The following is a 12,893-nucleotide window of genomic DNA, read 5'->3' on the forward strand; positions in this document are numbered from 1 at the left end:
TATAATCCTCCTGTTGCTTTCGATCGTCGAAGCAACGATCGGAAACCAACGGAAGGTTTGGATGAAAGTTCCGGGTTTTCGCTGATCCACGCGAAAATATTGCCGCAGGGGACTGGAAACCTTGCATGATTTTCCCGTACTGCGGCGAAAAATGCCCGAGCCAATTGTTAGGGGATTTGCCGCCTTCGTCTCTAAGTCCTCAGTTCCTGTCGACCGGCTTGGAGCGCATCCGGGAAACGGTCTCGCGTTCGGCGCGCTTGGAGCGCATCGGCGGCAGGCCGCGATCGACAAGGTCCATGTCTTCCAGCACCATGTCGCCCATGCGCTTGAAGGCGACGTCGAGCGCGCCGGCGCGGTGGGCCGAGCGCAGAAAGCCGGGGAGGGCGCGCACCGGATGCTTTTTCGCCAGCGGCTCTTCCGGAAACACGTCGCTTGCGGCAACGATATGGCCGCTTCGCACGGCCTCCATCAAGGCCGGGAAATCGACGACGCCGGCGCGGCTGAGCAGGATGAAGGCTGCCCTTTTGCGCATTTTCGCGAAGGCGTCGGCGCCGAGAAAACCCTGGTTCTCGCTGGTCACCGAGGCGACGACGAAGACGAAATCGCTTTGCGACAGCACCGTGTCGAGCGAGGCCGGCTCGACGCCATGCTCCACCAGCACGGAAGGCGGCAGCCACGGATCGAAGACCCGGGTGCGGGTGCGAAAGCCGGTCAGCAGGCGATTGAGCGCGCGGCCGAGATCGCCGAAGCCGATGATGCCGACATCGGAACCGGAAAGCAGACGTGCGCTCTGGTTGCCGTCGCCGCCCCAGAGTTCCTTGCCTTGCCGGAAGGCGAGGTCGGCATCGACGATGCCGCGCGCCAGGTTGAGCGCCATGGCGAGCCCGAGTTCGGCGACCGGCTCGGCAAAGACCAGGCCGGTGGTGACGACATGGATGCCGCGGGCAAACAGCGTCTCATAGGGCATGTTGTTGATGAGATTGGTCTCGACATTGAAGATGCAGCGCAGCGCCGTCATCTTTTGCAGCGTCTGCGGAGCGATCGGCGGCTGGCCGACGATGTAGCGCGCGTCGGCAAGCACATCCGACGGCAACTCCGCGACGCCTTCGGGCGTTGTCTCGACTATGCGATATTTGCTGCGAAACAGCGTCAACTGCGCCGGCGTGAAGATCAGGTCGAGCGTGCGCGGTTCGGGTGCGCTGATGACCAGCGGCAAGGCCTTGTCGGACATCATTTTTTTCTCCCGGCGCGATTGGATCGCGTCAATCACATCTGCGTTTTTACTCCGGATGAAACGATTTACAACAGCGAAAAATCGATTTATCGATTACATTGATAAGAAGGCGGGCGGCCGCTTGCCTTCGGGAGAAAATTGATGGCGCAACAGGAAACCCAGCAGCGGCGCCCGTCGATCCACGACGTGGCAAGCCATGCCGGCGTGTCCGCCGCGACCGTCTCCAAGGTGCTTGCCGGCGTCACCACGGTGAAGCCGGAAAACGCGCAGCGCGTCCTCGACGCCGTCGAGCTTCTGGGCTACCGCGTCGACCCGCTCGCTTCCGACATGCGGCGGGCCAGGCGCCGCATCATCGGCGCCATCATGCCGGAATTCGAAAGCGAGTTCTTCGGCCAGATGGTGAGCGAGCTCGAAGGCCTCGCCGAGCAGCGCGGCTACACGCTCGTCGCCGCCTCCAGCCGTGAATCGGAAGCGCGCGAAAAGGAGATCCTCGCCCGCATGCATGACTGGCGCGTCGCCGGCGTCGTGCTGGCGCCGGTGCGCAACGAGCACGGACCCGCGGCCGGTTTCATGAAGGCGAACGGGATGACGGGCGTGCTGATCGACCGCGTGCTTGCCGACGATGCTTTCGACACGGTTTCGGCCGATAGCGCCGCGGCAAGCGCTGAAGTGGCGCGCGCGCTCGTCGGGCACGGCCATCGCCACGTCCTTGTCGTCGGCCTCGGCCAGCAGGCGGCGACGGTACGCGCCCGCCTCGAGGGGTTCCGCAAAACTGCGCTTGAGCTTGCGCCGGACATCCGCATCGACGTCGTGCTCTGCGAAAGCGACGTCGAGCCATTGCGGACGCTGCTTCGCGACTATTTCAGCAAGCGGGAAGCCGGGAACGACCGGCCGACGGCGGTTTATTCGCTCTTCCTCAAGGGTACGCTGGTGGCGCTGTCGGAGTTCCGGCGGCGCGGCTGGCATTGCCCGAACGACATCTCGCTGATCGGCTTCGACGACGCCGAATGGATGCAGGTGACGTGGCCGGCGATCGCCGCCGTGGTGCAGCCGGTCCGCGAGATCGCCGGCAACGCGATGGAGGTCTTGTTTCGCAGGATCGAAGGCGAGGACGGCCCGCCAAGAGCGCGGCTCGAGCCTTGCAAGGTGTTGATGCGGGAATCCGTTGGCTCGCCAGGCAGCGTCCCGCATTCCGGGGGAGGAGACCGACAATAGCCCCCATTGTCGAAACTGAGTGGCGCCACACCTGGCTTTGGCTCGTGGCGCTGACATCAACAGGGAGGAAGACATGGTAGCATTCGTTCCAAAGATAAATCGATTTACGATGGCCTTGGGCATCGCTATGGCGATATCGGCCATCGGCGCGGCCAAAGCCGAGGACGGCGAATACGGCGTGCTGATGAAGACGCTGGCCAATCCGTTCTGGGGTGCGATGGCCCAGGGCGTCGCGGACGGCGCCAAGGAAGCCGGCGTGAAGTATTTCCAGCAGGCGGCCGAAAGCGACCAGGCGGCCGAGCCGCAGCTCAACCTCTGCAACACGATGCTGGAGCGCAAGCCGGTGGCGATGATCACCGCCGCGATCAACTCGACCAACCTTTTGCCCTGCCTGAAGTCGGCGCAGGACGCCGGCATCAAGATCGTCGACCTCGACAACAATCTCGACCAGGCCGTGCTCGACAAGGAGGGCGTCAAGGTGACCTTCCATATCGGCTCCGACAATGTCGCGGCCGGCGCGCAAGGGGCCGAATATCTCGTTTCCAAGCTCGGCAAGGACGCCAAGGGTCCGGTGCTGGTGATCGAAGGCCTGTCGGGCAACATCACCGGCCAGAAGCGCGCCAAGGGCTTCGCCGACAAGCTCAAGGAACTGGCGCCGGGGCTGGAGATTGTGGCTTCGCTGCCCGGCGACTGGGATCGCGGCAAGGCGGCCTCGATCGCTACCGACACGCTGACCGCGCATCCCGATCTCGTCGCCATCTTTTGCGCCAATGACACTATGGCGCTGGGCGCCGTGGAATCGGTCTACGCGGCGGGCAAGGGCCAGCAGGTGACGATGATCGGCGTCGACGGCAATGTCGATGCGGTGAAGTCGATCAAGGAAGGCCGCCTCAACGCTTCCGTCGCGCAGCTTCCCTATCTCGTCGGCAAGCAGGCGGTGGAGAACGTCAAGAAGGCGCTCGCCGGCGAGAAGGTCGAGGAAAGCATCGCCGTGCCCACCCTGGTGCTGACCAAGGAAATGCTCGACGCCGGCAAGGAACCGATGCTGCAATATGTGAAGTGAGGAAGGAGGGGAGTAAGGGAGTAAGGGAGTAAGGGGGTAGGTGGGCGACGGGTTTGCACTTCTCCGATCTGGCCCCTGCCACCTTGCTTTCCCCCTACTCCCCTACTGACTTACTCCCCCTACTCCCCTACCCGAAGGGTGAAAAACATGGCTTCCGAAACGGCGCAGCCCGGGTTTTGGGCTCGGGTGCAGCGCGCATCCGTCGAGAGACTCCACATCAGGCTGGAGTCGCTGCTGGTGCTTGTGCTGCTGAGCGCGGCGATGGCGCTGCTGTCGCCCTTCTTTCTGTCGCTCAGCAATTTCCTCAACATCCTGTTGGCGACATCGACGATCGGCGTGCTGGCGATCGCCGCCACCTTTGTCATCGGCTCGGGCGGGCTCGATCTGTCGCTCGGTTCGGTCATGGGCCTATCCGGCGTGGCGGGCGCGTTCGTTGCCGTCAATCTCGGCTGGCCGTCGGTGTTCGCGGTGCTCGCCTGCATTCTGGCTGGAAGTATCGCCGGTTACATCAACGGGCAGCTCGTCACCCGCGCCTTCGTGCCGGCCTTCATCGTCACGCTCGGCATGCTTGGCCTGGCGCGCGGGCTGGCGCTCGTCATCTCGCAGGGCAGGGCGATCTACGGCCTGCCGGCCGAGATCGTCTATATCGGGCAAGGGAGGCCGCTCGGCATTCCGATGCCGGTCTTCATCTTCGTGCTCACTGCGATCATTGCGCATGCGGTGCTCGCCTACACGCGCTTCGGTCGCCACACGCTGGCGCTGGGGGATAGTGAGGGTGCTGCCCGCGCGGCCGGCATCCGCGTCGAGCATCACCGCCGCATCATCTACACGCTCTCCGGCGCACTGGCCGGCCTCGCCGGCCTGCTCTTCACCGCCCGCGTCAACGCCGGCGACCCGACGGCCGGCATCAACTACGAGCTTACCGCGATCACGGCGGCGATCATCGGCGGCACCAATCTGTTCGGCGGTCGCGCTTCGATCCTCGGCACGATGATCGGCGCGCTGATAATGGGCGTCCTGCAGAACGGGCTGACGCTGCTTGCCGTGCAGTCCTACTACCAGCAGATGGCGATCGGCGCGGTGCTGATCCTCGCGGTCTTCATCGATCAGTACCAGGTGCGGAAGGAGTCGCGCGTATGACGCTCCTTTCGCTCCACGGCATCCGCAAGAGTTTTGGCGCGGTCGATGTGCTGCATGGCGTCGACCTGTCGGTCGCGGCTGGCGAGGTGGTCGGGCTGGTCGGCGACAACGGCGCCGGCAAGTCGACGCTGATGAAGACCATCACCGGCATCTATCGCGCCGACACCGGCTCGATCGAGTTCGACGGCAAGGACATCCTTGCCCTCGACCCCGGTCAGCGCCGGCGGCTCGGCATCGAGATGATCTACCAGGATCTTTCGCTGGCCAAGCAGCAGGACGTGGCCTCCAACATCTTCCTCGGCCGCGAGCCGACGAAAAGGCTGTTCGGCCTGTTCCCGGGTTTCGTTGACAAAGCCGAGATGGACCGCCAGGCGGCGCGGATGGTCGAGCGGCTCGGCGCGCATCTGCCGTCGATCAACCGGTCCGTCGGCTCGTTCTCCGGCGGCCAGCAGCAGACGGTGGCGATTGCGCGCGCGCTCACCTTCAACCCGAAGCTCGTCATCATGGACGAGCCGACGGCGGCGCTCGCCGTGCGCGAGGTGCAAAGCGTGCTTGACCTGATCCGGCGGCTGAAGTCGGAAGGCATCGCGGTCATTTTGATCTCGCACCGGCTGAACGACGTGCTGTCGGTCACCGACCGCATCGTCGTGCTGCGCCACGGCAGGGCGGATGCCGATCTCGTTACCGCCAGGACCAACATGAACGAAGTCGTCAGCCGCATCGTCGGCGGCGGCGATACGGCCGCAGCGGCGGCCCACGAGCAACGAGGCCTGACATGAACACCTTTGGACTGCACACTTTCGCCATCGCCCCGGTCTGGGACCTCGCCCGCATCGAGCCGCAGATGGACCGGCTGAAGGAGCTCGGCATCGGCCTGATGGAAATCCCGCTGCTCAGACCCGAGGAGATCGACACCAAGCGTGCGCGCGGTTTCGCCAACCACTATGGCGTGCAACTCATCCCCTCGCTCGGCTTGCCGCGCGCGCTCGATGTCGTCGAACGGCCCGATGAAGCGCTCGACTTCCTGCAGCCGGCCTTCAAGGTGTGCAATGAGGTGGGAAGCGAGGCGCTCGGCGGCGTCACCTACGGAACGATCGGTAAGACCACAGGCAGGGCGCCGACGCAGAGGGAGATCGACGGCATCTGCCGCTTCCTCGAACGCGCCGCGAAATCCGCCAAATCGCGCAGCCTGAAGCTCGGCATCGAGCCTTGCAATCGCTACGAGACGCATCTCATCAACCGCGGCATCGACGCGGCGCGGATCATCGAGCGCATCGGCGCCGACAACATCTTCATCCATCTCGACACCTATCACATGCATATCGAGGAGGAGAGCTTTGCTTCCGGCTTCGAGGCGGCGGCGCCCTTCCTCGGCTATGTGCATGTGTCGGAGGCCAATCGCGGCGTGCCGGGGCGCGGCATGCTCAACTGGGCAGCCTGCATGAAGGCGATCGCCGACATCGGCTATGAGGGCGCGATCACGCTCGAAAGCATGAACCATGTCGATGTCGACATTGCCGGCGGGCTCGCCGTGTGGCGCCCGGTGGCGGAAGACCCGCGCGACGTCATCGAAGTGGGCCTGCCGTTCCTGCGCGAGGAGGCGAAGAAGGCAGGGCTCACTCTGGGATAGCGGGAGTCTTACTTTCGGGCGCGACTTGCCAGCCAGCGGCGGCGTGCCTCCTGCTGTTCGCCAAGCTCGGCCTCATCCCAGTAGCCGATGAGCACGCCCGAGCCGACGATCGGGTCGAAATGGCCGATCTTGTCGTCGATTTCGGTCAGCCATTCGTCGGGGACAGTGATGCGGTTGTTGGGTAGCGCCAGCCAGCGCATCAGCATTTTCCGCAGCCGCTCGATGTCGGCGGCCGCCGACGGTTCGCGGCCGAGATCGCGCAATTCGCCGGGATCGTTCCGAAGGTCGAAGAGCATCGGCTCGACACCTTCGCCATGCATGAGTTTGAAGCGGCCGTCGGTGATCATGTAGAGCTTGCAGTCCGAAACCGGCATGGCGAGCTTCAGCCGCGCCGCGTCGCCGCTGTAGTCGTATTCGCTGACGGCATAGTTGCGCAGACTTGTCTGTTCGCCAGCAGTGAGCGGCAGCAGCGAGCGGCCCTCGAGGATATGCGGCCTGGCCCTGCCGCCGAAATAGTCGAGGAAGGTCGGCGCGAGGTCGATCATCTCGACCAGTGCGTCGGATATGGTTCCGCGCGTCGCATCGGCCTCCGGGCGCGGATCGTAGACGATCATCGGCACCTTCGCCGCGACGTCGTGGAACAGATACTTTTCGCCGAGCCAATGGTCGCCGAGATAGTCGCCGTGGTCCGAGGTGAAGACGATCAACGTGTTCTCGAACAGGCCGCGCTTCTCCATGAAGTCGAACAGGTGGCCGAGCTGGTCGTCAATCTGCTTGATCAGGCCCATGTAGCAGGGGATGACCGTCTCGCGGACCTCGTCGCGCGAGAAGTTCTTCGAATAGCGCTCGTGCTGGAAGGCCTCGAAGATCGGATTTGGCGAGGCGCGCTCGGCTTCGCTGCGGATCGGCGGCTGGATATCGGCCTTGCCGTACATGTCGTGGTAAGGCGCGGGCGCGATATAGGGCCAGTGCGGCTTGATATAGGAAAGATGCGCGCACCAGGCCTCGCCCTTGGCTTCCGCCTCCTCGATGAAGCGCATGGCGCGGCGCGTCATGTAGGGCGTTTCGGAATGCTCCTCCGGGATGCGCGCCGGCTTGTCGGCATGGACGAGCAGCCAGCCGTTGAAGTTCTCGCCATTGTCGCCTTCACCGGAATTCGCCCAATGCTCCCACGGATTTTCGGCGTCGAAGCCATGCTCGCGTAGATAGGTGTCGTAGGCCGGATCGGGGTCATAGCTGGTCGAGGGATGCAGGCCGTCGTCGCGCTCGAACGGCTCGAAGCCGCATTCGGCGATACGCACGCCGATGATGGAATCCCTGGCGATGCCGAGGCGTTCCATGCCTTCCTCGTCGGCTCGCATATGCGTCTTGCCGATGAGCGCGCAGCGCACGCCGACTTCGCGCAGGTGATCGCCAAGCGTCGGCTCGCCGACCCTCAGCGGCACGCCGTTATGCGTCGAGCCGTGCGAGCGGACATAGCGGCCGGTATAGGCGCTCATGCGCGACGGGCCGCAGACCGTCGACTGCACATAGGCGTTGGTGAAGCGCACGGCCCGGCCGGCGAGCCGGTCGATGTTCGGCGTCCTCAGGCTTTTGTGGCCGGCGCAGCCCAGATAGTCGAACCGCAGCTGGTCGCACATGATGAAAAGGATGTTGCGCTTTGAGGTCATAGCTATCCGCCGGAATGGCTCTCGGACGAGCGGTAATGCCAGAACAGCCAGGTTAATGAAACGCGGCCAAAGATCATTTTCTTGAGCCACCAACTGGTGCAATGTGGCTTCGGAGGATCGAAACCGTGCCATTCGTCAGCATCGGCGGCGTCACGCTGCACTGTCGCTCGATCGAGGCGACCGGCACTTCGCGCCCGATCATCTTCATCAACTCGCTCGGCACCGACTTCCGGATCTGGGACGACGTCGTCGCGCGGCTAGCCGGCGAAATGCCGATGCTCGTCTACGACAAGCGCGGCCACGGGCTTTCCGATATCGGCGGCGGCGTGCGTTCGATCGACGACCATGCCGACGATCTGAGCGCGCTGATCGATCATTTTGGCTTCGACAAGGTGATACTCTTCGGCCTGTCGGTCGGCGGCATGGTGGCGCAGCGGCTCCATGCCCGCCGGCCAAAGATCGTCGAAGCCCTGATATTGAGCGACACCGCGCACAAGATCGGCACCGACGAAAGCTGGAACAGCCGCATCGCCACGGTCGAGCGCGACGGCATCGAGGCGATCGCCGACGGCATCATGAAGGTGTGGTTCACGCCGGATTTCCATGCCAACCGCGCGGCCGAGCTTGCCGGCTGCCGCAACATGCTGACTAGGCAGGCGCTGCCCGGCTATATCGGCACATGCATTGCGGTGCGCGACGCCGACTTCACCGATAGCGCGCGCCGCATCGCGGCGCCGACGCTCTGCATCGTCGGCGACCAGGACGGCTCGACGCCGCCCGATCTCGTCCGTTCGCTGGCCGATCTCATTCCCGGGGCACGCTTCGAGGTGGTCCGCGGCGCCGGACACATTCTCTGCATCGAGCAGCCCGACGCGCTCGTCAGATTGATCCGCGACTTCGTCGCCTCGTTGCCTGAGGGAAAGCATGCCCATGGATGACGATCCCAAGAACACCAGCCGCTACCGGACCGGCCTCGCGGTCCGTCGCTCCGTGCTCGGCGATCAGCATGTCGACCGCGCCGTGGACGCGGCAACCGATTTCGACCGGCCGTTCCAGCAGCTGATCACCGAGGCCGCCTGGGGAACGGTGTGGGCGCGCCCCGGCCTGTCGAAACGCGAGCGCTCGATTGTGACGCTGGCGCTGCTTGCGGCACTCGGTCATGACGAGGAGGTGGCAATGCATGTGCGCGCCACCGCCAATACCGGCGCTTCGCGCGACGACATCCGCGAGGCCTTCCTGCATGTCGCGATCTATGCCGGCGTGCCGGCCGCGAACCGCGCCTTCAAGATCGCCAAGGAGGTGTTCGCGCAGATGGACGGAGCCCCCCATGGCTGAGTCCCGCTCCAACCGGACGGCGGAAACCGGCGCCTTCTTCCAGCGCGACCGCCAATGGCATCCGCCGGCCTTCACGCCTCCTTACAAAAGCTCGGTGCTGCGCTCGCCGCAAAAGGCGCTGGTCGCCTTCGACAACACGCTGTCGGAACTCACCGGCCCGGTGTTCGGGCACGCGCTGCTCGGTGAGCTCGACAACGACCTGATCCACAATTTCGCCAGGCCGGGCGAAAGCGCCATCGGCGAGCGCATCATCGTCCACGGACGCGTGCTCGACGAGCGCGGCAGGGGCGTTCCCGGCGTGCTGCTCGAGTTCTGGCAGGCCAATGCCGGCGGCCGCTACCGTCACAAGAAGGATGGCTATCTGGCGCCGCTCGATCCGAATTTCGGCGGCTGCGGCCGCACCATCACCAGCGAGGAGGGCGGCTACGCCTTTCGCACGGTCAGGCCCGGGCCCTATCCCTGGCCGAACGGCCCGAACGACTGGCGGCCGGCGCATATCCATTTTTCGGTGTTCGGCCATGGTTTCGCGCAGCGGCTGATCACGCAGATGTATTTTGAAGGCGATCCGCTGATCTGGCGCTGCCCGATCGTCGGCGGCATTTCCAACAAGGCCGCCGTCGAAGCGCTGATCGCCGCGCTCGACATGCGGTCGACGATCCCGATGGACGCGCTCGCCTACCAGTTCGACATCGTGCTGCGCGGGCGGCGCTCGACGCTGTTCGAGAACAGGCCGGAGGGCAATTGATGGCGCAGTCGCTCGACCGGCTGAAGGAGAGCCCTTCGCAGACCGCCGGACCCTATGTCCATATCGGGCTGACGCCCAATTTCTGCGGCATCGGCGGCGTCTACGACAACGACCTTGGCTCGACCATGGTCAACAAGCAGACTAGGGGCGAGCGCATCGAGCTGCGTATCCGGGTGCTCGACGGCACCGGCACGCCGCTCAAGGACGCGCTGGTCGAGATCTGGCAGGCGGACGCCGACGGGTTCTACAATTCGCCCGCCGAATTGCGCGGCACCGCCGATCCGGACTTTTTGGGCTGGGGCCGCCAGCCGACCGACATGCAAACGGGCGTCTGCCTGTTCCAAACGATCAAGCCCGGACGCGTGCCGCTCCGCGACGGCCGGCTGATGGCGCCGCATATCACGCTGTGGATCGTGGCGCGCGGCATCAATATCGGCCTCAACACGCGGCTCTATTTCTCCGACGAGGAGAAGGCCAATGCCGAGGATCCGATCCTTGCCCGCATCGAGCATCGCGCGCGGGTGCCTACGTTGATCGCCGAGCGCCAGGGCGACACTTACATCTTCGATGTGCACCTCCAGGGCGAGAAGGAGACGGTCTTCTTCGACAGCTGACCGTGGCCGACATGACTGTTTCGCCTTTCGATCATCCGCTGCTTTCCGGCCTGCTCGGCGACGAGGAGGCGGCGAGACATTTTTCCGTGGAAGCCGATATCGCCGCGATGCTTGCCTTCGAAAGGGTGCTGGCCGAGGCGGAAGCCGAATGCGGCGTGGTTTCGCGGGAGGCGGAGGCTGCGATCGTCAAGGCGATGGCCGCATTCCGGCCCGACACAGCCAAGCTGAGAGCAGGGGTCGCCAGGGACGGCGTCGTGGTGCCGGAACTGGTACGCCAGATCAGGGCGGCGGTCGGCGGCCAGCACAGCGAATTTGTGCATTTCGGCGCGACCAGCCAGGATGTGATCGACACCTCGCTGGTGCTGCGGCTGAGCGGCGCGGTCGACCATATCGGCCTGTTGCTCAGCGAAAACATCGTGCGGCTTGCGGGCCTCGAACAGGATTTCGGGGGCAGGGCGCTGATGGCGATGACGCGCATGCAGCCGGCAATCCCGATCACGGTTGGAGATCGGATTGCCTCATGGCGGGCGCCGCTCGAGCGCCACCAACTCAGGCTGAAGGAACAGTCCGCGCGCCTTCTCGTCGTCCAGTTCGGCGGCGCGGCCGGCACGCTCGAAAAACTCGGCGACAAAGCGCCGGCCGTGCGGGCGGCACTTGCCGCGAAGCTCGGCCTCGGTGATGCGCCGCAATGGCATAGCCAGCGCGACGCGCTGGCCGAATTCGCCGGCTGGCTGTCGCTCGTCACCGGCAACCTCGGCAAGTTCGGCCAGGATGTCGCGCTGATGGCGCTGGCGGGAACCGACATCAAGCTGTCGGGCAGAGGCGGCTCGTCGGCCATGCCGCACAAGCAGAACCCGGTGAAAGCCGAGGCGCTGGTGGCACTTGCCCGCTTCAACGCCACGCAGCTTGCCGGCATGCACCAGGCGCTGGTGCATGAGCAGGAACGCTCGGGCGCGGCCTGGACGCTGGAGTGGCTCATGCTGCCGCAGATGGTGGTGGCGATGGCGGCCGCGCTGAGGCTTGCCGCCGAACTCGCCGGGCAGATCGAAAGCCTCGGCCACTGATGCGGACGAAAGTCGTCATCGTCGGCTCGGGGCCGTCAGGCCTGCTGCTCGGCCAGTTGCTCGCCACCATCGGCGTCGAGACCATCATCCTCGAGCGGTCGAGCCGCGAGCATGTGCTCGGACGGGTGCGCGCCGGCGTGCTCGAGCAGGGCACGGTCGATCTGCTTGGCGAGGCAGGCGCCGCGGACAGACTCCATACCGAAGGTTTGCCGCATTCAGGCATCTCGCTTGCCTTCGATGGGCGTATGCACCGCATAGACCTCACTGGCCTGACCGGCGGCAAGCACGTCACCGTCTACGGCCAGACCGAGGTGACGCATGATTTGATGGACAAGCGCGAAGGGGCGGGGCTCGTCACCGTCTACGAGGCCTCGAACGTGGCGCTGCACGATTTTGCCGGCGCATCGCCTTTCGTCACTTACGACAAGGACGGCGTCACGCATCGCGTCGACTGCGACTTCATCGCCGGCTGCGACGGCTATCACGGCGTCAGCCGCGGGTCGGTGCCGGAGGGCGCGCTGAAGACGTTCGAGCGGCAATATCCGTTCGGCTGGCTGGGCGTGCTGGCGGAGGTGCAGCCGGCCGACCATGAGCTGATCTACGCCAATCACGAGCGGGGTTTTGCGCTGTGCTCGATGCGCTCGCCGCGCCGCAGCCGCTACTATGTGCAGGTCTCTGCCGATGAGCGCGTCGAGGCCTGGTCCGACGATCGCTTTTGGGACGAGCTCAGACGCCGGCTGCCGTCGCAGACCGCTGCTGCCGTCACCATCGGCCCGTCCTTCGAAAAGTCGATCGCGCCGCTGCGGTCCTTCGTCGCCGAGCCGATGCGTTTCGGCCGGCTGTTCCTGGTCGGCGACGCCGCCCATATCGTGCCGCCCACCGGCGCGAAAGGCATCAACCTCGCTGCCAGCGACGTGCGCTATCTCTTTGCCGGGCTTCGCGAATTCTATCGCGAGGGGTCTGAAGCCGAGCTCGATGCTTACTCAGCCAAGGCGTTGGCGCGCGTCTGGAAAGCGGTGCGCTTCTCCTGGTGGATGACGACGATCCTGCACCGCTTTCCCGAAACCGGCGAGTTCGGCCAGCGCATCCAGGAAGCCGAGCTCGACTATCTTGTGCATTCGAAGGCTGCTTCTACGGCGTTGGCGGAGAACTACGTCGGCCTTCCCTATTGATTAGTGGAAGC

General features: G+C 64.9%; 13 protein-coding genes. 11 read left to right on the forward strand and 2 right to left on the reverse strand.

Translation table 11 applies throughout. The features are described from left to right. Window positions 1–199: 199 nt before the first annotated feature. On the reverse strand, window positions 200–1,231 hold the full coding sequence (locus tag EN874_RS15685; protein ID WP_127425814.1) for a hydroxyacid dehydrogenase: 1,032 nt from the start codon (window positions 1,229–1,231) through the stop codon (window positions 200–202). Window positions 1,232–1,375: 144 nt separating this feature from the next. Between EN874_RS15685 and EN874_RS15690 the strand changes: the two genes are divergently transcribed. The 5 genes from EN874_RS15690 to EN874_RS15710 all read left to right on the forward strand — a co-directional run bounded on the left by EN874_RS15690 (window position 1,376) and on the right by EN874_RS15710 (window position 6,282). Next, window positions 1,376–2,449: a LacI family DNA-binding transcriptional regulator gene (locus EN874_RS15690; protein ID WP_127425555.1), complete on the forward strand. Its 1,074-nt coding sequence runs from the start codon at window positions 1,376–1,378 to the stop codon at window positions 2,447–2,449. 127 nt (window positions 2,450–2,576) lie between these two features. Further along, a complete protein-coding gene (locus tag EN874_RS15695) occupies window positions 2,577–3,512 on the forward strand; it encodes a substrate-binding domain-containing protein (RefSeq protein WP_210235996.1) in 936 nt (311 codons plus the stop codon). A gap of 147 nt (window positions 3,513–3,659) precedes the next feature. After that, entirely contained in the window at window positions 3,660–4,652 is a 993-nt protein-coding gene (locus EN874_RS15700) for an ABC transporter permease (RefSeq protein ID WP_127425557.1), read from the forward strand. Next, a complete protein-coding gene (locus tag EN874_RS15705) occupies window positions 4,649–5,431 on the forward strand; it encodes an ATP-binding cassette domain-containing protein (RefSeq protein ID WP_127425558.1) in 783 nt (260 codons plus the stop codon). Before EN874_RS15700 ends, EN874_RS15705 begins: the two co-directional genes overlap by 4 nt. Then, window positions 5,428–6,282, forward strand: coding sequence for a sugar phosphate isomerase/epimerase family protein (locus tag EN874_RS15710; protein ID WP_127425559.1), 855 nt, complete (start codon window positions 5,428–5,430; stop codon window positions 6,280–6,282). Before EN874_RS15705 ends, EN874_RS15710 begins: the two co-directional genes overlap by 4 nt. A gap of 8 nt (window positions 6,283–6,290) precedes the next feature. On the opposite strand, the gene EN874_RS15715 is transcribed toward EN874_RS15710, so the two are convergent. After that, a complete protein-coding gene (locus tag EN874_RS15715) occupies window positions 6,291–7,952 on the reverse strand; it encodes a sulfatase-like hydrolase/transferase (RefSeq protein WP_127425560.1) in 1,662 nt (553 codons plus the stop codon). A 125-nt stretch (window positions 7,953–8,077) separates the two neighbouring features. On the opposite strand from EN874_RS15715, the gene pcaD reads away from it, so the two are divergent. The 6 genes from pcaD to pobA are packed head-to-tail and all read left to right on the forward strand — an operon-like array spanning window position 8,078 to window position 12,882. Then, window positions 8,078–8,890: a 3-oxoadipate enol-lactonase gene (pcaD, locus tag EN874_RS15720; RefSeq protein WP_127425561.1), complete on the forward strand. Its 813-nt coding sequence runs from the start codon at window positions 8,078–8,080 to the stop codon at window positions 8,888–8,890. Continuing rightward, window positions 8,883–9,287, forward strand: a complete 405-nt coding sequence (gene pcaC, locus EN874_RS15725; protein ID WP_127425562.1) for a 4-carboxymuconolactone decarboxylase — start codon at window positions 8,883–8,885, stop codon at window positions 9,285–9,287. The genes pcaD and pcaC overlap by 8 nt, the downstream gene beginning before the upstream one ends. Next, a complete protein-coding gene (pcaH, locus tag EN874_RS15730) occupies window positions 9,280–10,032 on the forward strand; it encodes a protocatechuate 3,4-dioxygenase subunit beta (RefSeq protein ID WP_127425563.1) in 753 nt (250 codons plus the stop codon). The genes pcaC and pcaH overlap by 8 nt, the downstream gene beginning before the upstream one ends. Continuing rightward, complete coding sequence (gene pcaG / locus EN874_RS15735; RefSeq protein ID WP_127425564.1) at window positions 10,032–10,646, forward strand: protocatechuate 3,4-dioxygenase subunit alpha; 615 nt, start codon at window positions 10,032–10,034, stop codon at window positions 10,644–10,646. Before pcaH ends, pcaG begins: the two co-directional genes overlap by 1 nt. A gap of 11 nt (window positions 10,647–10,657) precedes the next feature. Further along, the gene (locus tag EN874_RS15740; RefSeq protein WP_127425565.1) at window positions 10,658–11,710 is read left to right on the forward strand and encodes a 3-carboxy-cis,cis-muconate cycloisomerase; all 1,053 of its coding nucleotides are present in this window, start codon (window positions 10,658–10,660) and stop codon (window positions 11,708–11,710) included. Then, window positions 11,710–12,882, forward strand: a complete 1,173-nt coding sequence (gene pobA / locus EN874_RS15745; protein ID WP_127425566.1) for a 4-hydroxybenzoate 3-monooxygenase — start codon at window positions 11,710–11,712, stop codon at window positions 12,880–12,882. The genes EN874_RS15740 and pobA overlap by 1 nt, the downstream gene beginning before the upstream one ends. Window positions 12,883–12,893: the final 11 nt, after the last annotated feature.

Source organism: Mesorhizobium sp. M1D.F.Ca.ET.231.01.1.1 (assembly GCF_003999155.2).
In the GTDB taxonomy this organism is placed as follows: domain Bacteria; phylum Pseudomonadota; class Alphaproteobacteria; order Rhizobiales; family Rhizobiaceae; genus Mesorhizobium.

Bases quoted from the DNA above. Each gene is read 5' to 3' on its own strand.
- EN874_RS15740 (WP_127425565.1), top strand. From the start codon at position 10,658: ATGACTGTTTCGCCTTTCGATCATCCGCTGCTTTCCGGCCTGCTCGGC.
- EN874_RS15685 (WP_127425814.1), bottom strand. From the start codon at position 1,231: ATGTCCGACAAGGCCTTGCCGCTGGTCATCAGCGCACCCGAACCGCGC.
- EN874_RS15705 (WP_127425558.1), top strand. From the start codon at position 4,649: ATGACGCTCCTTTCGCTCCACGGCATCCGCAAGAGTTTTGGCGCGGTC.
- pcaC (WP_127425562.1), top strand. From the start codon at position 8,883: ATGGATGACGATCCCAAGAACACCAGCCGCTACCGGACCGGCCTCGCG.
- EN874_RS15715 (WP_127425560.1), bottom strand. From the start codon at position 7,952: ATGACCTCAAAGCGCAACATCCTTTTCATCATGTGCGACCAGCTGCGG.
- pcaH (WP_127425563.1), top strand. From the start codon at position 9,280: ATGGCTGAGTCCCGCTCCAACCGGACGGCGGAAACCGGCGCCTTCTTC.
- EN874_RS15710 (WP_127425559.1), top strand. From the start codon at position 5,428: ATGAACACCTTTGGACTGCACACTTTCGCCATCGCCCCGGTCTGGGAC.
- pcaG (WP_127425564.1), top strand. From the start codon at position 10,032: ATGGCGCAGTCGCTCGACCGGCTGAAGGAGAGCCCTTCGCAGACCGCC.
- pobA (WP_127425566.1), top strand. From the start codon at position 11,710: ATGCGGACGAAAGTCGTCATCGTCGGCTCGGGGCCGTCAGGCCTGCTG.
- EN874_RS15700 (WP_127425557.1), top strand. From the start codon at position 3,660: ATGGCTTCCGAAACGGCGCAGCCCGGGTTTTGGGCTCGGGTGCAGCGC.
- EN874_RS15690 (WP_127425555.1), top strand. From the start codon at position 1,376: ATGGCGCAACAGGAAACCCAGCAGCGGCGCCCGTCGATCCACGACGTG.
- EN874_RS15695 (WP_210235996.1), top strand. From the start codon at position 2,577: ATGGCGATATCGGCCATCGGCGCGGCCAAAGCCGAGGACGGCGAATAC.